This window comes from Streptomyces sp. NPDC057939, assembly GCF_042887545.1.
Taxonomy (GTDB): Bacteria; Actinomycetota; Actinomycetes; order Streptomycetales; family Streptomycetaceae; genus Streptomyces.
In genome coordinates, this window is record NZ_JBHVPG010000014.1 from 37,734 (window position 1) to 59,063 (window position 21,330).

Annotated in this window: 19 protein-coding genes; 15 read left to right on the forward strand and 4 right to left on the reverse strand. The window is 73.8% G+C overall.

Annotated elements, in window-relative coordinates; translation table 11 throughout:
• Positions 1-14: 14 nt before the first annotated feature.
• A complete protein-coding gene (locus ACFVS6_RS17820; RefSeq protein WP_389704763.1) occupies positions 15-611 on the reverse strand; it encodes a helix-turn-helix domain-containing protein in 597 nt (198 codons plus the stop codon).
• A gap of 502 nt (positions 612-1,113) precedes the next feature.
• Between ACFVS6_RS17820 and ACFVS6_RS17825 the strand changes: the two genes are divergently transcribed.
• From ACFVS6_RS17825 to ACFVS6_RS17865, 9 genes are all read left to right on the forward strand, one after another.
• Entirely contained in the window at positions 1,114-2,505 is a 1,392-nt protein-coding gene (locus tag ACFVS6_RS17825; RefSeq protein WP_389704765.1) for a KamA family radical SAM protein, read from the forward strand.
• A gap of 21 nt (positions 2,506-2,526) precedes the next feature.
• Positions 2,527-3,687: a capreomycidine synthase gene (gene vioD, locus ACFVS6_RS17830; RefSeq protein ID WP_389704767.1), complete on the forward strand. Its 1,161-nt coding sequence runs from the start codon at positions 2,527-2,529 to the stop codon at positions 3,685-3,687.
• A 5-nt stretch (positions 3,688-3,692) separates the two neighbouring features.
• Positions 3,693-5,663, forward strand: a complete 1,971-nt coding sequence (locus ACFVS6_RS17835; protein WP_389704768.1) for a non-ribosomal peptide synthetase — start codon at positions 3,693-3,695, stop codon at positions 5,661-5,663.
• A 277-nt stretch (positions 5,664-5,940) separates the two neighbouring features.
• Positions 5,941-6,975, forward strand: a complete 1,035-nt coding sequence (gene vioC, locus ACFVS6_RS17840) for an arginine beta-hydroxylase, Fe(II)/alpha-ketoglutarate-dependent (RefSeq protein ID WP_389704770.1) — start codon at positions 5,941-5,943, stop codon at positions 6,973-6,975.
• 7 nt (positions 6,976-6,982) lie between these two features.
• On the forward strand, positions 6,983-7,732 hold the full coding sequence (locus tag ACFVS6_RS17845; protein ID WP_389704772.1) for a hypothetical protein: 750 nt from the start codon (positions 6,983-6,985) through the stop codon (positions 7,730-7,732).
• 94 nt (positions 7,733-7,826) lie between these two features.
• Complete coding sequence (locus ACFVS6_RS17850) at positions 7,827-9,872, forward strand: NAD-dependent epimerase/dehydratase family protein (RefSeq protein ID WP_389704773.1); 2,046 nt, start codon at positions 7,827-7,829, stop codon at positions 9,870-9,872.
• On the forward strand, positions 9,869-10,588 hold the full coding sequence (locus tag ACFVS6_RS17855; RefSeq protein ID WP_389704775.1) for a PIG-L deacetylase family protein: 720 nt from the start codon (positions 9,869-9,871) through the stop codon (positions 10,586-10,588). Before ACFVS6_RS17850 ends, ACFVS6_RS17855 begins: the two co-directional genes overlap by 4 nt.
• A complete protein-coding gene (locus ACFVS6_RS17860) occupies positions 10,581-11,813 on the forward strand; it encodes an acetyl-CoA carboxylase biotin carboxylase subunit family protein (RefSeq protein ID WP_389704777.1) in 1,233 nt (410 codons plus the stop codon). Before ACFVS6_RS17855 ends, ACFVS6_RS17860 begins: the two co-directional genes overlap by 8 nt.
• Positions 11,814-11,869: 56 nt before the next feature.
• Complete coding sequence (locus tag ACFVS6_RS17865; protein WP_389704778.1) at positions 11,870-12,949, forward strand: glycosyltransferase; 1,080 nt, start codon at positions 11,870-11,872, stop codon at positions 12,947-12,949.
• Here ACFVS6_RS17865 and ACFVS6_RS17870 read toward each other — a convergent pair.
• Positions 12,914-14,500: a CocE/NonD family hydrolase gene (locus ACFVS6_RS17870; protein WP_389704780.1), complete on the reverse strand. Its 1,587-nt coding sequence runs from the start codon at positions 14,498-14,500 to the stop codon at positions 12,914-12,916. The genes ACFVS6_RS17865 and ACFVS6_RS17870 overlap by 36 nt on opposite strands.
• Before the next feature lie 70 nt (positions 14,501-14,570).
• On the opposite strand from ACFVS6_RS17870, the gene ACFVS6_RS17875 reads away from it, so the two are divergent.
• The 4 genes from ACFVS6_RS17875 to ACFVS6_RS17890 are packed head-to-tail and all read left to right on the forward strand — an operon-like array spanning position 14,571 to position 18,790.
• On the forward strand, positions 14,571-16,226 hold the full coding sequence (locus ACFVS6_RS17875; protein ID WP_389704782.1) for an AMP-binding protein: 1,656 nt from the start codon (positions 14,571-14,573) through the stop codon (positions 16,224-16,226).
• The gene (locus ACFVS6_RS17880; protein WP_389704783.1) at positions 16,223-17,164 is read left to right on the forward strand and encodes a macrolide 2'-phosphotransferase; all 942 of its coding nucleotides are present in this window, start codon (positions 16,223-16,225) and stop codon (positions 17,162-17,164) included. Before ACFVS6_RS17875 ends, ACFVS6_RS17880 begins: the two co-directional genes overlap by 4 nt.
• Positions 17,161-18,015, forward strand: a complete 855-nt coding sequence (locus ACFVS6_RS17885; protein WP_389704785.1) for an alpha/beta fold hydrolase — start codon at positions 17,161-17,163, stop codon at positions 18,013-18,015. Before ACFVS6_RS17880 ends, ACFVS6_RS17885 begins: the two co-directional genes overlap by 4 nt.
• The gene (locus ACFVS6_RS17890) at positions 18,005-18,790 is read left to right on the forward strand and encodes a nucleoside 2-deoxyribosyltransferase domain-containing protein (protein ID WP_389704787.1); all 786 of its coding nucleotides are present in this window, start codon (positions 18,005-18,007) and stop codon (positions 18,788-18,790) included. The genes ACFVS6_RS17885 and ACFVS6_RS17890 overlap by 11 nt, the downstream gene beginning before the upstream one ends.
• On the opposite strand, the gene ACFVS6_RS17895 is transcribed toward ACFVS6_RS17890, so the two are convergent.
• Both ACFVS6_RS17895 and ACFVS6_RS17900 read right to left on the reverse strand, forming a co-directional pair.
• Positions 18,766-19,347, reverse strand: coding sequence for a GNAT family N-acetyltransferase (locus ACFVS6_RS17895; protein ID WP_389704788.1), 582 nt, complete (start codon positions 19,345-19,347; stop codon positions 18,766-18,768). The genes ACFVS6_RS17890 and ACFVS6_RS17895 overlap by 25 nt on opposite strands.
• On the reverse strand, positions 19,331-20,017 hold the full coding sequence (locus tag ACFVS6_RS17900; RefSeq protein ID WP_389704925.1) for a DUF3995 domain-containing protein: 687 nt from the start codon (positions 20,015-20,017) through the stop codon (positions 19,331-19,333). Before ACFVS6_RS17900 ends, ACFVS6_RS17895 begins: the two co-directional genes overlap by 17 nt.
• Positions 20,018-20,028: 11 nt before the next feature.
• On the opposite strand from ACFVS6_RS17900, the gene ACFVS6_RS17905 reads away from it, so the two are divergent.
• Both ACFVS6_RS17905 and ACFVS6_RS17910 read left to right on the forward strand, forming a co-directional pair.
• Entirely contained in the window at positions 20,029-20,877 is an 849-nt protein-coding gene (locus ACFVS6_RS17905) for a HipA family kinase (protein ID WP_389704790.1), read from the forward strand.
• Positions 20,874-21,257 (forward strand): DUF3037 domain-containing protein, encoded by a 384-nt coding sequence (locus ACFVS6_RS17910; protein WP_389704792.1) that lies wholly within the window; start codon positions 20,874-20,876, stop codon positions 21,255-21,257. The genes ACFVS6_RS17905 and ACFVS6_RS17910 overlap by 4 nt, the downstream gene beginning before the upstream one ends.
• The last annotated feature ends 73 nt before the right edge of the window (positions 21,258-21,330 follow it).

Consider the following 21,330-nt stretch of genomic DNA (forward strand, 5'->3'; position numbering starts at 1 on the left):
GCGTCCGGTCTCGCCTACGGATCTTGTCGCCCGTCCGGGTTGTACACGACCTGAGAGTTTGTGCGGAGATCCGCCGCGAAGATCGCCGATGCCGCCTTCAACACCGCGTTGGCGTGCCTGAGTTGCTCCACCTCGCTGCGCAGCCGCCGCAGCTCCGCCCGCTCGCCGGCGGTCAACGCGTCCCCGGCGGGCCGGCGCGCGGCGGCGACGGGCGGGGCCACGGCCCGGGCGGCGGCACGCGGCTCGGGCCGACGGGTCGTCGTGGGGGCCTCGCCCGGCCCGGGACGGCGGCCGCCGCCCGGTGCGGAGTGAGCGGGCCGGCCGGCGCCGCGCGGCTGGCCCCGGGCGGGGTTGTCGCGCGCCTCCAGTTCGCTGCTGAGGCGGTGCCAGCGGCGGGTCCACGGCTCCGGATCGCCCCCGCAGGCGGCCACGTAGGCGAGGGTCACCTTCAGGGAGGGCTTGTGCAGTCCGCGAGCCGCCTCCGAGAGGGTGGCCACGGAGTAGTGGGCACGTTTCGCCATGGTCCGGTACGAGGGGTTGCCGGCCTGCCTCCGCAGGCCGCGCAGTGTGTGGGCGAACTCCTCCAGCGGTCCGGCTGTGGGGTCTAACAACCGCTCTGGCCTGGGCATGCTTCTCCCCTGGTGATGAATGGTGACGAGCGAAGCGCATGTTCTGTGGTGCCGTACAACCTGGTCAGTGGCGCACGGGTCCGCGAAGAGGACCGGTTCGAGGGCCCGGAGGCGACCGAAAGACACCGCACCGGACCTCTCGGACATTGGTACATGCCACTGACATTTCCATCAATCGGCAGTCGATGGATCCGGCCACTCGGAGGGCGGGTTCGTCCTAATCGGGCCGGGCCGGCCCGCCGTTCCGGACAGCCCGTCCCGGGGCGTTCCCCGAACGTTCCGCTTCTTGTCGCGACACGTTGTGCCGTACAGGATCGCCGCCGTTCGTTGGCCGTACAACCATCCGCCTTCGGCGCCATGTTGTACAGGGGCAATCGACCCCAGTGCCCCGTACAACACGCCCTCGTGTACAACGCCGGGGCTCTGCAAGATCGGTTCCCGTAAGCCGATACGGCCGAAACCGACGGGAATGGGTGGCGGGCTGGTGGACACAGCACACGTCCAGACGGAGTCAGCGCGGCTCGAAGGGGTCTACGAGTACCGGAACAGTCCGCTCGTGGAGCCGGATTGGCGGCGCCTGCCCGGATGGCGGGCGGTCACCGAGGCCGAGTGGGCGGACCCGCAGTGGCAGCGCGCCCACTGCGTCAAGGACGCGAAGGGACTGCGCGCCGTCGTCGGCGACCTGCTCGACGAGCGGTTCTACGAGGACTGGGAACAGGACCGGCTGCACCGGGCCACCATGTCGGTGCTGCTGCCGCCCCAAATGCTCAACACCATCGCACCCGACACCGCGGCGGCCCGCCCCGGCGAGCTGACCAAGGCCTTCTACGACGACCCGGTACGCCGCTACATGCTGCCGGTGTTCTCCGACCGGCATCCCCGGTGGCCCTCGCACCCGATGGCCGACCGGGACTCCCTGCACGAGCAGGACATGTGGGTCGTGGAGGGCCTCACCCACCGCTACCCCACCAAGGTGCTGGCGGAACTGCTGTCGACCTGCCCCCAGTACTGCGGGCACTGCACCCGCATGGACCTGGTGGGGACCTCCACCCCCCAGGTCACCAAGAACAAACTCCAACTCAAGCCGGTCGACCGGGCCGACCGGATCCTGGGCCACCTGCGTTCATCGCCCGGCATCCGGGACGTGGTGGTGTCCGGGGGCGACCTCGCCAACCTGCCCTGGCCACGACTCGAACGCTTCGTGGACGGCCTGTTGGACATCGACTCGATCCGCGACATCCGGCTCGCCAGCAAGGGGCTGATCGGCCTGCCCCAGTACTGGAACTCCGGCCCGGTGCTGGACGGCGTCGAGCGGCTGGCCCACAAGGCCCGCGCCCGCGGCGTCCGCATCGCACTGCACACCCACGCCAACGCCGCGCAGCAGGTGACGCCCGCGGTGGCGCGGGCCGCCTGGGCCCTCCTCGGCGCCGGCCTGCACGACGTGCGCAACCAGGGCGTGTTGATGCGCGGCATCAACGACAACGCCCACGACCTGCTCGACCTGTGCTTCGCGCTCGTCGACCACGCCGGAATCACTCCGTACTACTTCTACATGTGCGACATGATCCCGAACGCCGAGCACTGGCGGGTGCCGCTGCACCGCGCACAGCTGATCCAACGTCAGATCATGGGCTACCTGCCGGGATTCTCCACCCCGCGCCTCGTGTGCGACGTACCGATGGCCGGCAAGCGGTGGGTCGACCAGGTCGACGCCTACGACCGCGACCTCGGGGTGTCGCACTGGAGCAAGAGCTACCTCACCCCGCTGGAGGCGGCCGACCCGGACGCCCACAGCGGCTCCTACCACTACTACGACCCCATCGACACGCTCCCGCTCTCCGGGCAGCGCTGGTGGCGGGAAGCCCGTCAGGGGTAGAGAAGGGACAGTTGCACAGCCATGAGCAGTCTGCGTCCGCGGCGTGAAGAACCCCCGGTGCTGGAGGAGTGGTACCGCCGCCACCTCGGCCCCGACATCCACGACATCAGCTCCAGCGGCGTCCATCCCTACACCTTCGCCGAGATACGCGACCTGTGCCGGATCCCGGTCGACGACCTCGACGCGATCGTCATGGACGACAGCGTCTCCCAGGGCGGCGCCGGCATCCGCCGGGCCGTCGCCGACCGGTACGCGGGCGGCGACGCCGACCGGGTCCTGGTCACCCACGGGTCCAGCGAGGCCATCTCACTGACCCTGAGCACACTGCTGGGACCCGGCGACCGGGTCGTCGTCCAGGAGGGCATCTACCACTCCCTGGGCCACTACCCCCGGGCGGCGGGCTGCGACGTGGTCGAACTGCCGGCGCGCGCGGTGCGCGACGGCGGGATCGACCCCGGCGTGCTGGCCGACGTCATCACGCCCGGAACCGCGGCCGTGATCGTCAACTTCCCGCACAACCCCACCGGCGTGACCCTGTCCACCCAGGGACTCAAGGCCCTGACGGAACGGACCGCCGAGACCGGCGCGGTGCTCGTGTGGGACGCCGCCACCGCCGAGATCGCCCACCGATGGGAGGTGCTCCCCGACCCCGGGGCCGACGGCGGGCACACGGTGTCCTACGGCACCTTCTCCAAGACGTTCGGCCTGCCGGGCCTGCGCGTGGGCTGGGCCGTGGCGCCGAAGGAGCTGATCACCGCCACCTTCCCGCTGCGCGACCGGACCACCCTGTTCCTCTCGCCGCTGGTCGAACTGATCGCCGAGCGGGCCATGCGCCACGCCGACGAGCTGATCGGCACGCGGGCGGCCGAGGCCCGGCGCAACCTCGCGCACCTGACGGACTGGATGGCCCGGCACGCCGACCAGGTCCGCTGGACGCCGCCCGAGGGCGGTGTCTGCGCGCTGCCCGTCTTCCGCGAACTGGAGCGCGCGCAGGCCGGACCGGAGGCGGTGGAGCGCTTCTGCCTGGAACTGCTCGCCCGCCACCGCACCCTGCTGGTGCCCGGCACCGCGTTCGGCATGCCGCACGGCGCCCGGCTCGGTTTCGGCGGCCCCGAGGAGGACTTCCGGGCCGGTCTCGCCGGACTGTCGGACTTCCTGCGGACCCGGGGGGCCCGACGGTGACGGCCGTGACCGGGCCCGACGTGCTCGACCGGTGGGACCTCGCGGTCCGCGACCACGCCGACGGGCCCGCCCTCGTGACCCCGCGACGGGTGCTGTCCTACCAAGACGCGGACCGGCTCACCGACACCTGGGCGGCCTCCCTCGCCGGGCGCGGCGCCGCCCCGGGGAAGCTGGTGGGCCTGGCCTTCGGCGACCCCGCGCGCACCGTGCTCGGCATGCTCGCCGCCCTGAAGGCCGGAGCCGGATTCACGGTTCTCGACGACCGCCTGCCTCCGGCGGCCCGCGCGGAGCTGGTCGTCCGTACCGCCGCGACGGTGTGGCTGGGCGACGGCCGCCACGCACCGGAGGGGGCGTACGTACCCGACGGGGCGTACGTACCCGACGGGGCGTACGTACCCGACGACCCGGACGGGGACGGCGGCGGATCCGGGGCCGGCGCCGCGGACGGGACTCGGCAGGCTCGGCGCGCCACCGGGTCCGACGTGGCGTACGTACTGTTCACCTCCGGCTCCACCGGCCGGCCCAAGGGCACCGTCATCGAGCGGGACGCGCTGAGCCGGTTCGCGCACGCGGTCGCGGAACGGCTCGGGCTGACACCGGGCGACCGCTGGCTCCAGGTGGCCTCGCTGGGCTTCGACGTCCTGATCGAGGAGGTGTTCCCCGCCTTCGCCGTCGGCGCGGCCGTCGTGTGCCGCGAGGACACCCGCGCCCTCGACGCCGAGGAACTGCACCTCACCCTGGCCCGGACCCGGACCACCGTGGTGGAACTCTCCACCCAGTACTGGCTGGAGTACGCCCGCTGGCTCGACACCCGCGGCGCCACCACACCCGGGACCCTGCGCACCGTCGTCGTCGGCGGCGAACGGATGGACCCCCGCCGCTACCGGGACTGGCAGGCACGGCAGCCCGCCGCCCTCGCCCACGTCTACGGACTCACCGAATGCACCGTCAGCTCCACCTTCCACACCGGGCCGCTGCCCGCCGACGCCGAGGAGGTGCCGCTCGGCACGCCCCTGCGCGACGTCGACATCAGCATCCGCCGGGACGGCCGGCCCGTACCGGACGGCGAGAGCGGGGAGATCCACATCGGTGGCCCGCTGTTGGCGCGCGGCTTCCTCGACGACGAGGCGGCCACCGCCCGTCGCTTCGTACCCGACCCGTACGCCGCCGACCCGGGCGCCCGCCTCTACATGACGGGTGACCTGGGCCGGATCGACGCCGACGGGCAGTTGGTCTTCCTCGGTCGGGTCGACGACCAGATCAAGATCCGCGGACACCGGTTGGAGCCGGCCCGGGTGGAGCGCGCCCTGTGCGAGGCGGCCGGCGTCGACCAGGCGGTGGTCTTCCCCGATCCGGGGACCGGCACCGTCCTGTGGGCGTTCACCGTGCCGGCCGATCCGACGACGGCGCCGCCGCCCGGCGAGGCCGTACGCCTCACGGGCACCGGTCGGGACGCGCTGGTGGCGCCCCTGGAGGCACAGCTGCCGGACTGGGCCGTGCCCCGGGTGCTGTACCGGGTGTCCGTCCTGCCGAAGAACCCGCACGGCAAGGTCGACAAACGGCGGCTGGCCGCATGGGCGACCACGGCGGCCGCCCGCACCGACGCCTCCACGCCGACGGCGCCGCCCGGGACCGGATCCGGATCTGGACCCGGGACCGGACCTGGACCCGGATCGGTGATCGGGGCGGATCCACCGGCGACGCGCACACCGGACGGCGCAGCGGAATCCGGTGCGGGGGAGCCCCTGGACACCGTACTGGCGCTGTTCCGCGAGGTCCTGGACGCGCCCGGACTCGGACCCGACGACGACTTCTTCGACCACGGCGGGCAGTCCCTGCTCGCCATGCGCCTGCTCACACGGCTGCGGGAGGTCCGTCCCACCGCCGGCGGGCTGCGGGCGAGCGCCCTCTTCAGCCACCCGACCCCCCGCCGGCTCGCCGGCGCACTCGCCGACCGCGCGACCGCCCGGACCTGACCGCCGCGTCACCCGACCACCGAGCGATCGGCCACCCACACGGCGGACCACCCACACACGGCGGACCACCCACACCGCGGCCCGTCCACACCGCGGCCCGTCCACACCACCGGCCGTCCGCGTCGCGGGCAACCCGTGTCACCGGACGGCACCCACCACCCGAGGGCCCGCACTTGAGGACCCCCACTTGAGGGCCCGCACCACCCCGAGGGCCCGCGCGTCCGGCTCCGGCCGCCCGCGGGCAGCAACCCATCCCGACCACTCAGCGAGAGTTGGCATGTCGAACCTCACCGACCAGTCCACGCCCGGCTACACCCTGACGCCCGACGAGGCCTCCGCCATCGCGGAACTCGGCCTCGAACTGGCCGCCCACTACCCGTCCTTCGGCGACCCCGTGCTACTGCGCGACCTGCCGCGGCTCGCCGCCCGGCTGCCCGAAGGCGTGCAGCGGTTCCTGCGCGAGTTCAAGCTGGCCGACCGCCAGGGCCACACCGTGATCAGCGGGCACGACTTCGACCAGCAGCGGATCGGCCCCACCCCCGACCACTGGCGGGGCCGCGGCCGGCCCGGCCCCGAGTTCCCCGAGGAGCTGCTGCTCATGCTCTACTCGGCGCTGCTCGGCGAGCCCTTCGGATGGGCCACCCAGCAGGACGGCCACCTCGTGCACGACATCTTCCCGATCCGCCGGCACGAGAACGACCAGCTCGGGATGGGCAGCAAGGAACTGCTCACCTGGCACACCGAGGACGCCTTCCACCCCTACCGCAGCGACTACCTGATCCTCGGCGCGCTGCGCAACCCCGACCACGTGCCCACCACGGTCGGCGAACTCGACCTGTCCTCGCTGTCCGTCGAGGACATCGACATCCTCTTCGAACCCCGCTTCCACATCGCCCCCGACGAATCGCACCTGCCGAAGAACAACACGATCGCCTCCGCCGAGGAGGCGGCCCGCTTCGCCACCATCCAGCGGATGATCGACGAGCGGCCGCTCGCGCCGCTGCTCTACGGCTCCCGCCTGGACCCGTACATGCGCCTGGACCCGTACTTCACCTCCGTGCCCGAGGAGGACACCGAGGCGCGGCGCGCCTACGACGCGCTGTTCAAGGTCGTGGACGCCGGGATGCGGGAGGTCGTCGCGGACCGGGGCGACGTCCTCTTCATCGACAACCACCGCGCGGTGCACGGCCGGCTGCCGTTCCAGGCACGCTACGACGGCACCGACCGCTGGCTCAAGCGCGTGTGCGTCACGGCCGACCTGCGCCGCTCCCGCGAGATGCGGGCCACGGCCGACACCCGGCTGCTGGGCTGACGCGCGGGTGCCCACCACCCTGACCGACCTGTCCCGGGACCCGTGGCTGCTGCCCGAGGTGGACGCCCTCATCGGCGCCAACATGCCGGCCTTCATGAGCTGGGAGTCCCCCGGCAACTGGCGCTGGCACGGCATGTACGACCGCTACCCCGCCCATCAGCTCTGCCTGGTGGACGGGGACGGGCGCCTGGTCGCGGCCGCCAACGGGCTGCCGGTCCGCTGGGACGGCAGCGCCTCCTCGCTGCCGTCCGGCAGTGACGACGCCCTGGTGGCGGGCGTCGACCACGCCCCGCCGGACCGGCCCGACGCCGTGTGCATGCTGTCCGTGTCGGTGGATCCCGACCACCGGGCCGAGGGGCATGCGGAACGACTGCTCACCGAGGTCCGGCGGCGGGCCGCGACCGACGCCCCCCGCGGGGTGGTCATCCCGGTGCGACCCACCCGCAAGCCGCGCTACCCGTTGATCCCGATCGGTGAGTACGCGGCCTGGCGTCGGCCCGACGGGCGCTGTTTCGATCCCTGGTTGCGCACCCACTTCGACCTCGGGGCCCGGCAACTGGGCATCGCGGAGCGGTCCTTGGTGATCCGTCAGCCGGTGTCCCGATGGGCGGAGTTCCTCGGGCATCCGTTGCCCGGACCGGGGGACCACCTGCTGCCCGGCGCCCTGGCGCCGCTGCGCGTCACCGAGGACGGCCACGGCACCTACGTCGAGCCCAACGTGTGGGTCCACCACCCCGCCGGCCCCGACACCCGGTGACGGGGCCCGACCCGCCCCGCACGTCCCGCCGGGTCACCTTCCCTCCGGGACACCCCTCCCTGTCACACCCCTTCGACGAATCCAGGAGAGACCCATGCCTCCCGTACGCCTCGCGATCATCGGGTGCGGCGCCGCCGCCCGTGGCTGCCACCTGCCCGCCCTGCCCCCGCTCAAGGGCGAGGTGCGGCTGACCGCGCTCATCGACCACGACCCCCGCCAGGCCGAGGCCGCCCTCGCCCTGTACCGCGAACTCGGCGGCACCGACGCCGACGCGGTGGTCCTCGCCGCCGACCCGGCCGAGGTCGCCGACGCCTTCGATGCCGCCGTGGTCGTGGCCCCGCACACCCTGCACGCGCCGATCGTGCGGGCGCTGCTGGCTGCCGGCAAGCACGTCCTGCTGGAGAAGCCCATGACCACCACCGTCGAGGACGCCGAGGGCCTGGCGGCAGCCGCCGCGGCCGCCGGCGCTCCGGTGCTGGCCATGGCCCACCCGAGGCGGCTCTTCCCCGCCTACGCCTGGGTCAAGCGGCTCATCGACGACGGCGAGCTCGGCGAGGTGGTCCGCGTCGACTGGTCGGAGGGCCACCCCTACGCCCACGAGCCCGTCTCCTGGTCGATGTTCGACCGGCGCCTCGCGGGCGGTGGCGTGCTCACCGACACCGCCTCCCACGTCTTCGACACCCTGCTGTGGTGGTTCGGCCCCGAGGTCGAAGTGGTCCGCCACGAGGACAACTCCCTCGGCGGGGTGGAGACGGACGCCTCCGTCCACCTGCGCTTCGGCGCCGTCGACGCCCACTGCGACTTCAGCCGACTGCGCGACCTCGGCATCAGCTGCAAGGTCACCGGAACCAGGGCCACCGTCACCATCGGCACCGACTTCCCGGCGGGGGAGTGCACCCTGATCACCGCCGACGGGAAGGAGCTGCACCGGGGCGACGTCGAGGCCGTCGCCCCGGCGCAGGACGAGTGGGAGCTGCTCTTCACCGAGCAGCTCGCCAACTTCGCCGCCGCCGTGCGCGGAGCCGCTCCCGTCCACTCCACCGCACAGGACGGCGTGCACGTCGTCCGGCTGATCCAGGACTGCTACGGCGGCGCCGCCCGCACACCGTCCGCGCAGCCGTGGACCACGCGCGACGACGGCGCCGCCGGCGCGAGCCCCGCGCTGACCGGCCGCACCGTGGCGGTCACCGGCGCGAGCGGGTTCATCGGCGGCAGGCTCGTCGAGCGGCTGGTCCTCGGCACCGAGGCCCGCGTCCGACCCGTGGTCCGCGGCTTCGGCCGGGCCGCGCGGTTGTCCGTCCTGCCGCAGGACCGGCTGGAGTTCCGCCGGGGAGACCTGTTGGACCCCGACACGCTCCGGACCGCCTTCGAGGGCTGTGACACCGTCGTCCACTGCGCGTTCGGCAGCTCCGGCGACGAGTCCGACCGTTGGGACGCCTCCGTCCGGGGCACCGCGAACGTCCTGGCGGCCGCCCGCGCCGCCGGCGTCCGCCGCGTCGTGCACCTCAGCACCATCGACGTCTACGACCCGGCCGTCACCGGCGCCCTGACCGAGGACTCCCCGGCGCGTCCGGCCGACGCCGCCGACCGCGAGTACGAGCAGCAGAAGCTCGCCGCGGAGCGGCTCGTCCTGGACGCCCACGGCGACGGCCTGGAAACGGTGGTCCTCCAGCCGGGCGTCGTCCACGGCCCGTGGGGCGGCCAGTGGACCACGGTCCAACTGGAGCGGGCAGAGGGCGACTTCACGCAACTCCCGACGGGCGGGGGTGGGGGCGTGTGCAACGCCGTGTACGTCGACGACCTGGCCGAAGCCGTACTCCTGGCCGTGGACACCGGGGCGGCCGCCGGCGAACGCTTCCTCGTCGGCCACCCCGAGGAGCTCCGCTGGGGCACCTTCTTCGACGCCGTCCGCACGCTGCGCGGCCTCGACGGTCCTCCGACGCCGGCCGGTGACACGGCTGCCGCCGGTGAGCCGGTCGCCGACTGGGAGCTGGAGCTGTACCGCTCGACAGCCCGCGCCGACCACGACAAGGCCCGCCGGATCCTGGGCTTCACGGCGCGCACCTCCTTCGCCGAGGCGACCCTGCTGACCGGCAGCTGGGCACGCTGGGCGGGCGAACTGCCGGGAGCCGACGCGTGACGGGCGTCACCGACGTCCTCGTGGTCGCGCCGCACCCCGACGACGACGTGATCGGATGCGGCGGGTCCATCGCCAAGCACGTGCGGGACGGCGCCCGGGTGACGGTCGTCATCGTCATCGGCCGCGAGCGCAGCGCCCTCGACGACGCGGTCGGTGACGCCGAGTTCGCGGCCGAGACCGAGGCCGCCGCCAAGGCCCTGGGCGTGCACCGCTGCATCCGCTTCGACGAGCCCTCGCGGGACTTCGTCCTCTCCCGCCGGGTCCACCTGGACCTCGTCCGGGTCCTGCGGGAGGTGCGGCCCCAGGTGGTGTACCTCCCGCACGACAACGACGACGACGTCGAGCACCGCATGGTGCACCAACTCACCCTCGAAGCTTTGTGGATGGCCCAGTCCGAGTTCTTCCACGAAGCGGGCGGCCCGCCCAGCCCGGCACCCCGGCTGGTGCTCGGCTACGAGGTGTGGGCGCCGATGGCGCGCTTCCAGTACGTCGAGGAGATCGACGGGCAGATCGAGACCAAGGTCGAGGCGATGCGCGCGTACGTCTCCCAGCTGCGGCACGCCGCCTGGGACGAGGGCATTCGCGGACTGGCCCGATACCGGGGCGCGGTCTCGGCCGGATCGGGGCACGCGGAGGTGTTCCAGGTGCTCGGCCTGGGCGCCGCGCCCGCCGCGGCCCCGATCGCGGTGGGCCCGGAGGGAGGCGGTCATGACTGACCGCCTGCTGGTCTGCGGGCTCGGCTCCGGCATGGACCGTTCCCTGATCGAACTGCGTTCGCCCCGCCGGGAACTGGTCGTGGTCACCGACCATCCGACGGACCGGGCCCGGGCCGCCGCGGACCGCCTGCTCGTGTGCGACCCGAACGACGCCGTGGCGGTCCTCGCGGAGCTGTCGGCGGCCGGCATCGACCGCATCGACGGGGTGTTCTCGCTGGGCGCGGACAACCCGCCGGTGATCAGCGTGCTCGCCCGGCGGTTCCGCTGCCCGGGGCTGCCCCTGGAGACGGCCCTCGACTGCACGCTCAAGGACCGGCGGCTGAGGATCCTGCGCGCCGCCGGGCTCGACCTGCCCCGGTTCGCCACCGCCGAGAGCGTCGGCGAGGCGGTCCGGGCGGCCGCCGACATCGGCCTGCCGGTCGTCATCAAACCCAGCGACCAGACCGGCTCGCTGGGCGTGCTGAAGGTGGAGGGCGCCGGGCAGCTCCGCACCCTGGCCGAGGAGGCCCTGCGGCTCAGCCCGGGCGGCCGGATCGTCATCGAGGAGTTCCTGGAGGGCACCGAACACACCCTCGCGGCCTTCATGGTCGACGGGGAACTGCACCGCTTCGGGTTCGCGGACCGGGAGTACGGGCGCAAGGAGGAGTTCGCCCCCCACTTCTTCGAGGGCGGCGACACGCTGCCCAGCCGGCTGACCCCGGAGCAGATCGAGGAGGTGACCGACACGGTCCGGCGCGGGGCGCGCGCCCTGCGCCTGGACCCGGCGGTGATCAACACCGATGTCCTGCGCACCCACGACGGACGGGTGATCCTCCTGGAGATCACCTGCCGGCTGACCGGCGCCCGGATCGCCACCGAGGTGATGCGGCTGGCCACCGGGGTGGACCCGCTGCCCAACGTGGTCCGACTGGCCCTGGGCCAACCCCTGCGACCGGCCGAACTGGCCCCCCGGCAGCTGCGGGCGGTGGTGCAGCGCTTCGTCCCGGCGGACGGCGGCGTCGTCGAGTGGGTGGGCGACCCCCGGGACGTCACCCGCCGCACCGGCGTGCACGACGTGTTCTGGGGCCTCGACCTGACCCCCGGCACGGTGGTCCCGCCCTACCGCGGCGGAGCCGAGGTACTGGCCGGGGTGATCGCCCACGCCGAGCGGCCGGCGGAGGCCGAGGCCATCGCCGAACGAGCCCTGCGCGCCCTGCCCCTGCGGTTCGAGGCCGCGTCCCCGTGACCGCGCACGCGCGGCGGGAACCCCGTACGCACACGAGTTGACGAGGGAGAACAGCAATGGCCACCGACATGGTGGACGAGGCGGCGGTCGACAAGGGCATCGCCCGGACCGCCGTGGTCATCGCCCTGCGCGACGACCTGCGGATCGCCGACTGCATCGCGTCGATCGAGGAGGACGTGGAGATCGTCCTGGCGCTCAACGGGCCCAGCGACGCGGTACTGAAACTGATCGCCGACCACCCCCGCCCGCTGACCGTCACCGAGATCGAGGACGTCGGCAACCTGGGCGCCGCCTACAACGCGGGGGCGGCCGCCACGGACCGGCAGTACCTGCTGCTGATGGACTCCGACTGCACCTTCGCCCCGGGGGTGGTCCGCGCCATGGTCCGCGCGGTGCTCACCGAACCGGTGGTGAAGGGGCAGGTGGTGTACGGCGAATCGGACGGTCTGCTCAGCAAACTGACCGCCCGGGTGAGGGAGTTCGACGAGGGGGACTACGTCAGCGCGCTGTCCCCGCCGCTGATCTACAACCGGGACATCGTCGACCACATCGGCGGCTACCACTTCGACGAGCTGATCCACTGGTGCGAGGACCGGGAGTTCGACTTCCGGCTCCAGCTCGCGGGGATCCCCGTCGTGTACCTGCCGAAGGCGCGGATCTTCCACGACGCCCAGCACGGCTTCGCCAACATGCGCAGCTACTTCCGGTACGGCGTCGGCGAGGGCATCGCCCAGGAGACCGGCGTGTTCACCACACCGGCGGTACCCGTCGTGTGGCGGGTGTTCGAGGCCTCGCGCACGCTGGTGCACTGCGCCCGCGACAAGGGCGTGGCCGCGGCGGCCTACTACGCCCTGCTCAAGGCCGCGTTCCACACCGGCACCGCCCACCACCTGCTCAACGACCCCTACCGGGTCCGCGACCGCTACCCCGGACCGGCCAAACGGGCCCGGATGGTCCGGTCGATCCCGCAGCACAGCACCAGGCTGACCGGCGCCCAACTGCGCCGACTGCGGCGGGCGCACTGGGAGGCGGGCCGACGGATCGAGAAGGTGGCCGACCTCTCGGTCTTCCACCCCGACGCCGCCGGCCCGGGCCCCTCGTCAGCCGCCGGGCAGCCTCCGCAGCAGCAGGCGTGAGGGATGGTCGCCGCCGTGGTGGACGGTGTGGTGGGCGAGGACCGACGGATGGACGTCGAAGCGCGGGGTGTTGCTCGCCGCGACCTCCAGGCGTATCCGGTGGCCCGCCCGGAACACGTGGCAGACCGCGCCCAGTTCGACGGTGACCTCGACGGGCCCTCCGGGAGCGGACGCCGCGTCCGCTCCCGGAGGCAGCCGGCGCACGCCGTCGCACAGCAGCTCGGCCCGGCCGTCGGGGTGGACGTCGACGAGCTTGCCCGTCACGTCGGCGCCCGCGGCGTCCGGGGTCACGTACACCTTCAGGAAGGTGTCGCCGACGACGGTCAGCGGCGCGGTGAGCGGCCCACCGGTGAAGCACAGGACGTCGGCGCGCCGCTCCACCTCACGCTGGTCCAGCGGACCGCAGTCACCGCCGGTGAACTGGCCGGGCAGGGCGGTGGCCCCGCCGGTGGTGGGCACGGGGTCGGTCGGGTCGTGCCGGAGCCGGTCGGCCCCCGGGACCCGCGGGGCCGGACCGGAGGTCAGGCCCCGGCCCCGGAGGTGCAGGACCAGCTCCCCGGTGCCGGGCACGGGCCAGTCCGGGAAGGTGCGCCACTCGTCGGCGCCGGTCACGAACAGCCGCACCCGGTCCGGCTCCGGACCGCTGTCCCCGAGCCCCCGCAGATGGCGGTCGAAATGGTCCAGGTGCAGCCCGGTGACGTCGATGCTGCGTTCGTCGGCGGCCGTACCGTAGCGGCGCTGCGGGAATATCCCGCCGGTGACGCAATGGGACCACGGTCCGACCACGAGTCGCGACGGAACTCCGCATTCTCGAATTCCCCGGTAATTCTCCAGGGCGCCGGCCAGGAATATGTCGTACCAGCCGGTGAGATGGAGCGCCGGGACCTCGATCGCCGGATACGAGGCGCGGGGCGCCGCGCGCCGCCAGTACGGGTGGCCGCCGGGGTGCTCGCGCCACCGCCGGTGGTACGGGGCCAGCCGGTCCAGGAGCTCCGAGGCGGCGTCGGGGTCACGGTAGAGCTCGTCGATCCCGTCGACGGCACGGGTCACCTCGGCCAGATCGGACCCGGTCAGTCCGGCCCCCTCCAGCAGCAGGTCGTACAGCACCCAGTACAGGACGAAGCCCAGCTGGAAAGCCCCGCCCTGGCGGGTCCAGCCCTCGTCGAAGCCCGATCCTGCCACGTGCGGGGCGATGGCCCCGAGGCCGGGCGGGCGTTCGGCCGCGGCGAGCAGAGCGGCCATCGCCTCGTACGAGCGGCCGAACAGCCCCGCCGAGCCGTCGCACCACGGCTGCCCCACGGCCCACGCGACCGTGTCCGCGCCGTCCGCGGCCTCGTGCCAGTACGGCTCGAAGGTCCCGCCGGAGTCGAACCGGCCGCGCACGTCCTGCACCAGCAGGGCGTACCCGGAACGGACCAGGCGCAGGCCGTCGACGGAGGCGCCCCCCGGGCTGCCGGATTTCCCGTAGGGCGTCCGACGCACCAGGACCGGCACCGGATCGGGGATATCCGGCCGGTAGAGGTCGGCGCTCAATAAGGTGCCGTCGCGCATGGGTATTTTCAGATCGTGTTCCACAACAATTCGCACCCGCCCATATTCCATCAGGACGAGGGAATTCACAATGCAGTCCTCCGGAATCTATTTCCTGAAACCGTTCTTCAGGACGGCGCGTACGGATCCGGGCCGCCCGGCCGTGATCGACAACGGACTCGTGATCGGCTACGGCACCCTCGCCGCCTGGGTGCTGGACGTGGCCCGCTCCGTCGAGCCCCGCACCGGGGGCCCGCAACCACCGGTCGGGGTCGTCGTGCACCACTCGGCCCGCGACGTGGCGGCCCTGCTGGGCGTCCTCGCGGCGGGCCGCGCCTACGTGCCACTCGAGGCGGAACACCCCGCACCCCGGCTGGAGTCGATCCTGGACCGGCTCGGGGTCCACGAGGCCGTGGCGACCGCGGACGGCGGCTGGCAGCCGCCCGTCGCGAAGGTGATCCGGCCCCGCTGGGCGCCCGCCGGCCCGACCCCCCTCGCGGCCGACCCGCTCCCCGACCCCGGCGTACGGCCCGAGGACCCGGCGTACGTGTTGTTCACCTCGGGATCCACCGGCGTGCCCAAGGGGGTCGTGGTGCCGCACGGAGCCCTGGCCGCGGTGGTGCCGCCGCTGCGCACCCTGTACGGCATCGGCCCGGACTCCACCGTGCTGCACTTCCACGGCGCCGGCGGCGACACCAGCCTGGAGGAGATCCTCCCCACCCTCACGGCCGGCGCCGGCCTCGTCGTCGACGACGCGGCGCGCGAGGGCTTCGCCCAGGTCGCCGAGGACCAGGAGGTCACCGTCGCGGTGCTGCCGACCGGTTTCTGGCACGGCCTGACCGGTGACCTGCTGCACGGGGGCGCGGGCCTGCCCCCGTCGCTGCGCACGGTGGTGATCGGGGGAGAGGCGGTGCGCCGCGACATGCTGGAGCGCTGGCGGCGCCTCGGCGCCGACGGCGTGCGCCTGCTCAACACGTACGGGTCCACCGAGACGGCGCTGGTCACCCACGCCGTGCAACTGGCCGGGCCGGACGCCCCCGAACTGCCCGGGACCGGCGGAGACCTGCCCATCGGACTGCCCCTGCCGCACGTCGGCCAGCGCGTCGACGAATCGGGCGAACTGTACGTGTCCGGCCCCGGACTGGCCCTCGGCTACCACGACGCCCCCGGCGCGACGGCGGCCCGGTTCGCCGAACACGCGGGCATCCGCTGGTACCGCACCGGGGACCTGGTGTCCGTGGCACCCGGGGGCGCCCTGGTGTTCCGGGGCCGCTCCGACCACCAGGTCAAGATCCGCGGCCACCGGGTGGACCTGGTCGAGGTGGAGGCCCTCGTCGGGAGCTGCGAGGGGGTGCGGGAGGTGGCGGCCGCCCGGGTGGACCGGGCGGAACACACCACGTTGGCCGCCTTCTTCGTGCCGCTGCCCGACCACGACCCCGACGGGGTGGCGAACGGCGTCCGCGCACGGCTGGCCGCGACCGCCGCCCCGCACCTGGTGCCCAGCCTGCTGATGCCGGTCGCGGAGCTGGAGCGCACCCACACCGGCAAGGTGGACCGCACCGCCACCAGGAACCGCCACCTGCCGCCCACCGGGGACGACCTCCCCGCCACCGGGGACGGGCACCTGCCCGCCACCGGGAGCGGTCTGCCCGCCGCCACCGCGGAGCGGCACCTGCCCGCCACTGCGGACGGGCACCCACCGGCCACCGGGGACGGGCACCTGCCCGCCACCGGGGCGGGCCGATGAGCGCCCCGGCGGGCGCCCCGGGGGTCGCCGACCCGACCGGCCTCGCCGCGTACGCCTCCCGGAGCCTGGGCCTGCGCCTCGACCCCGCCACCGCCCGCGCCGACGACAGCGGTTGGGACTTCCGGGTCACCCACATCCGCGCGGCCGACGGAGCCTGGTGGATCCTGCGGCAGCCCCGCCGGCCCGAAGCCGCCGAGCGGCTCGCCTTCGAGGGGGCCGTGCTGGCCGCCGTACGCGACCGGATGCCCGTGCCGGTCCCGCACTGGCGCCTGCACACGGCGGACCTGGTCGCCTACCCCCGGCTGCCCGGCGAGCCGGCCGGCACCGAGGACCCGGACACCCTCGTCTACGACTGGTCCACGGACCCGCTGGCCCACCCCGGCCACTACCTGGAGCCGCTCGCCCGGGCCCTCGTCGCCGTGCACACCACCCCGCCGGACATCACCCTCCTGCCGGGCCGCGCGCGGCCGGACCGGGACGCCGAAGCGGTCCGTTCCCGCATCGCGGACCGGCTCGCCCGGGCCCGTGCCGAACTACCCCTCCCGGCGGGCGGCCTGCGCCGCTGGCAGGCCTGGCTGGACGACGACCGCCTGTGGCCCGAGAGGCTGACGCTCGTCCACGGCGACGTGCACCCCGGCCACACCCTCGTGGTGCGCCCACCGTCCGGCCCGCCGTCCCTGTCCGGCCTCCTGGACTGGGCCAACGCCGATGTCGGCGATCCCGCGGTCGACTTCGTCGACATGCTGTACGCGGGCGGCACCGACGTCCTCGACCGGCTCCTGGAGGCCTACCGGGCGGCGGGCGGCGAGGTGCGCGACGGCATGCGGGCCCACGTCCTGGCGCGGGCCGACTTCCTGTGGGTCCACGTCGCGCTGCGCGGCATCGACACCGGCCGCGCGGCCTGGGTGGAGACGGCGCTGCGCAGGATGGCGGCGTGAGCGGCCACCGGCCGGGCCCGGGAAGCCCGGAATGCTCCGCGCGGACGACGGGACGCACGCCCGCGGGCACGGCCTACACCCTGCACGGGACGGACGGGCCTCCGGTGGTGCTGGTCGCGGGCGCGGGCGGCGGCGGACGGATATGGGAGCACCACCAGGTACCCGCACTGACCGCGTCGGGCCGCCGACCGGTCACCTTCGACCACGGGCCCGCGACCACGGGACCACACGAACTCGCCTTCGTCATCCGCGAGTTGATGGAACAACTCGCACTGCCGGCCTGCCCGCTGATCGGCCACTCGCTGGGCGCCCTCGCCGTCCAGGAGCTGCTCCTGACCGCCCCGCACCTGGCGAGCGGGGCGCTGCTCGCGGCGACGCGCGGCCGTCCCGACGTGGTGGGGGAGGCCCTGGCACGGGCCGAGGCCGCGTACCTCGCGGCGGGTGTCCGGCCGCCACCGGAGTACGAGGCCTTCGTCGGCCTCGTGCACAACCTCTCTCCCCGCACCCTGGCCGACGAGGAGGCGACCGCACAATGGCTCGACTTGTTCGAAATCGCCGCGCTGACCGGTGGATCCGCCGCCCTCCGGCCGGGCGCCCCCGTCCGTGACCGGCTCGCCGACTACGGCCGGATCGGCCTGCCCGTGCACATCGTGGGGTTCGCCGACGACGTGCTGGCGCCCGCGCCTCTGGGCCGCGAGGTCGCCCGCGCGATTCCCGGGGCCCACTACACGGAACTGCCGGACGCCGGACACCTCGGCTTCCTGGAACGGCCCGAGGCCTTCAACGCCGTACTGCTGGACTTCCTCGCCACCCTGCCCCCGAACCACCCAGGAGCGCCCCGTGTCCCATGAACCCGCCGCACCCGCCTCCGTCGCCGCCCCCGCGCCCGGGCGGCCGGAGGTACGGGTCGTCCACGTCGGCCAGGAGCCGCCGGAGTCCTGGGCGGCCGCCGTCTACCTGTGCGGCCCCACCCCCGCCGATCCCGCCGCGCCGTCGTGGCGCCCGGACGCCGTCGAGGCGCTCCGGTCCGGCTGGTCCCGTGCCGGGCGCCTGGTGGTGTTCCTGCCCGAGCCGGCGCCGGGCGACGGCTACCCGGAGTACCCCGACCAGGTGGCCTGGGAGGAGGACGCCATGCGCCGCTGCGACGTGATCCTGTTCTGGATCCCGCGGGACATGGCCCGGCTGCCCGGACTGGTCTCCAACATCAAATGGGGTGCCTGGTGCGACTCGGGCCGCGCGGTCCTCGGGACACCGCCGGAGGCCGAACGCATGGACTACCTGCTCCACTTCGCCGAGTCCCTGGGCGTGCCGGTCGAGCGGACGCTGTCCGGCGCGGCCCGGGCCGCCCTGCGGGAGGTCGGGCCGGGAGCCGTGCGCACCGGGGGCGAGCGGGCGGTGCCGCTGACCGTGTGGCGCACCGAACCGTTCCGGAGCTGGTACGCCGAACGCGCGCGGACCGGGGACCGGCTGCTCGACGCGCGCGTGGAGTGGTACGCGCCGCCGGCCGGGCCGGAGGGGGCCGCGGCCTGGCTGCTGACGGCCACGGTCGTGGAGCGCGCCGGCGCCGGTCCCGGCCCCTCGGTCGTCCGCGTCCTGGCCGCTCAGGGGCAGGGCATGCTCATGTAGAGGGCGTGCTCGCCCTCGGATTCGGTCCCCTGGTAGAGGCTGGTGTCCAGTCCGCAGAAGGCGAAGCCGAGGCGCCGGTACGCGTGGATGGCCGGGGCGTTGATGTTGGTCACCTCCAACCAGACGTGCCCGGCGCCCCGTTCGCGCGCGAAGTCCACCGCGTGTCCCATCAACGCCCGTCCGAGGCCCCGGCCCCGGTGGTCCGGGGCGACCTCGATGTCCTCGATGGTCAGCCGCCGGTTCCACGGGGAGTACGAGACCTCGGCGAAGCCGGCGAGTCCGCCGTCGGCGGCGACGGCCACGAACGTCCGGCTGTCGCCGTCGGCGGGGTCCTCCCCGTCCTCGTCGCCCGCCGCGCCGTCACTGCCGTCGTCCTCCGGGAACACCTTGACCAGCGGCGGATCCACCGGCACCTCGCGAAGGGCGAAGCCCTCGCCGGTCACGGTCACGGAGAAGACGGTGGCGGTGGTGAAGGAGCCGTCGATGCCTTCGATGGCCCCGGTGTCCGCGGGCCCGGCGATCCGGAACTCGTACGTCGTGTCACTGGTCGTGGTCATGTTCCGAGGCTATGGCCGCTCTGCCCGAAGGAGGGCTGATTTCAGCCGAATTGCTTCCGGTGGCCGCCGCCGGAGCGACACCGGGGCCGCCCGTCCGCCGGCGGTCCGTCATGCCCTTGGCGAAGCCCCTCGTGGCGAGCCCGAACAGCACTCCACCGAGGACGAACCAGGGGTTCCACACGGTGAGCGTCCAGAACCTCTGGGTGGCGCTGACCCCTCCGACGGCGGGGACACCGGCGATGAGCAGCACTTCGACGAGGAGGCCGCGAACCAGTAGCAGCAGGGAGATGGCCGGTCCGAGGAGTCGCAGGCCGCGCCACGCGGGCCCGCGCACACCGCGCCTGCGCAGGCCCAGGGCCACCACGGTGCCGATCAGGCACAGGAAGCCCACGCCCCAGAGCCCTCCGGCCACGAACCGGGCCGGTCGTTCGGACGCGAGCCGCTTACCGGACGAGACGTCCAGCCCGACCTCCCCGCCCAGGGCCCAGACCGCGCCCGCGCCCGCGACGACGAGTGCGACGACGAGTGCGACGGCGCCCCGCCGCGGACGCGCGTCGACCCGGACGGTGGGATCGCCCGCACCGTCCTGCCGGGCCCTCCCGGACCCGGCCTGATCCGGTGGGCGACGGCGCCGGGGAAAACCTTGGATGGTGAATCCGCCTCGCCGGATAGCCTGGGAAAATGCTCACAGAAGTGATTGCGACCCGCTACGTCACGCCCCTGCGTGAGGGCGGCTCGCTCCCGGGAATCGTCGAGGCCGACGACCTCGGTACCTACGTCATGAAGTTCACCGGCGCCGGACAGGGACGCAAGACCCTGGTGGCCGAGGTCATCTGCGGACGCCTCGCCCAACGGCTGGGCCTGCGCGTCCCGCGCCTGGTGCAGATGCAGTTGGACCCCGTCATCGGGCTCGGCGAGCCGGACCAGGAGGTCCAGGAGCTGCTGAAGGCCAGCGGCGGCCTGAACCTCGGCATGGACTACCTCCCCGGCTCGATCGGGTTCGACCCGCTCGCCTACCGGGCGGATCCCGTCGAGGCGGGACGCGTGGTCTGGTTCGACGCCCTGATCAACAACGTCGACCGGTCCTGGCGCAACCCCAACCTGCTGGTCTGGCACGGGGACCTGTGGCTCATCGACCACGGCGCCACCATGATCTGGCAGCACAACTGGCCCACCGCCCCGGCCGCGGCGGCCAAGCCCTACAACGCCTCCGACCACGTCCTGGCCCCCGTCGGCCCGGACATCGCCGCGGCCGCCGCCGAACTCGCCCCGCGGGTGACCGAGGAACTGCTCACCGAGGTCGCCGCCGACGTCCCGGACGAGTGGCTCGTCGACGAGCCCGGCTTCGACACCGCGGACGCGGTCCGGCGCGCCTACGTGGAGGCGCTGCTGCCGCGCGCGGCCACGATCCACGAGAGGATCTCGTTGGAGGCGGAGGTGAAGGCTCCGACGGGTCCGCCCGGCTGGCTCACCGACCACCTCCCCGAATGGCCCCACAAGATCAACAAGAAGACGAGCGACGACGAGTGACCGAGCGGGACGTGTTCGAGTACGCGCTGGTGCGCGTGGTGCCCAGGATGGAGCGCGGCGAGTGTTTCAACGCCGGCGTCATCGTCTACTGCCGGGCGCGCTCGTACGTGGCCGCCCGCATCCACCTCGACGAGGCGAAGCTCCTCGTCCTCGACCCGGAGGCCGACGTGGCCGGCGTCCGGGCGGCCCTGTACGGGGTCGAGGGGATCTGCGCGGGCGGGGAACGGGCCGGGCAGGCGGCGGACAACGACGCGGGGCGACGGTTCCGCTGGCTGATCGCCCCCCGCAGCACGGTCGTCCAGCCCGGGCCGGTGCACACCGGCCTGACGGCCGACCCGGAGGCGGAGGTGGAGCGCCTCCTTGACCTGCTGGTCCGCTGACCGGCCCGCCCGGAGCCCGCCCGTTCCCCTCCCGGTGCCGCCCGTGGAAACCGCCCGGGGCCCCGGGCGGGGA

Excerpts from the sequence above, each read along its gene's own strand:
- ACFVS6_RS17875 (WP_389704782.1), top strand. The coding sequence starts at position 14,571 with ATGCAGTCCTCCGGAATCTATTTCCTGAAACCGTTCTTCAGGACGGCG.
- ACFVS6_RS17905 (WP_389704790.1), top strand. The coding sequence starts at position 20,029 with ATGCTCACAGAAGTGATTGCGACCCGCTACGTCACGCCCCTGCGTGAG.
- ACFVS6_RS17850 (WP_389704773.1), top strand. The coding sequence starts at position 7,827 with ATGCCTCCCGTACGCCTCGCGATCATCGGGTGCGGCGCCGCCGCCCGT.
- ACFVS6_RS17865 (WP_389704778.1), top strand. The coding sequence starts at position 11,870 with ATGGCCACCGACATGGTGGACGAGGCGGCGGTCGACAAGGGCATCGCC.
- ACFVS6_RS17895 (WP_389704788.1), bottom strand. The coding sequence starts at position 19,347 with ATGACCACGACCAGTGACACGACGTACGAGTTCCGGATCGCCGGGCCC.
- vioC (WP_389704770.1), top strand. The coding sequence starts at position 5,941 with ATGTCGAACCTCACCGACCAGTCCACGCCCGGCTACACCCTGACGCCC.
- ACFVS6_RS17870 (WP_389704780.1), bottom strand. The coding sequence starts at position 14,500 with ATGCGCGACGGCACCTTATTGAGCGCCGACCTCTACCGGCCGGATATC.
- vioD (WP_389704767.1), top strand. The coding sequence starts at position 2,527 with ATGAGCAGTCTGCGTCCGCGGCGTGAAGAACCCCCGGTGCTGGAGGAG.
- ACFVS6_RS17860 (WP_389704777.1), top strand. The coding sequence starts at position 10,581 with ATGACTGACCGCCTGCTGGTCTGCGGGCTCGGCTCCGGCATGGACCGT.
- ACFVS6_RS17880 (WP_389704783.1), top strand. The coding sequence starts at position 16,223 with ATGAGCGCCCCGGCGGGCGCCCCGGGGGTCGCCGACCCGACCGGCCTC.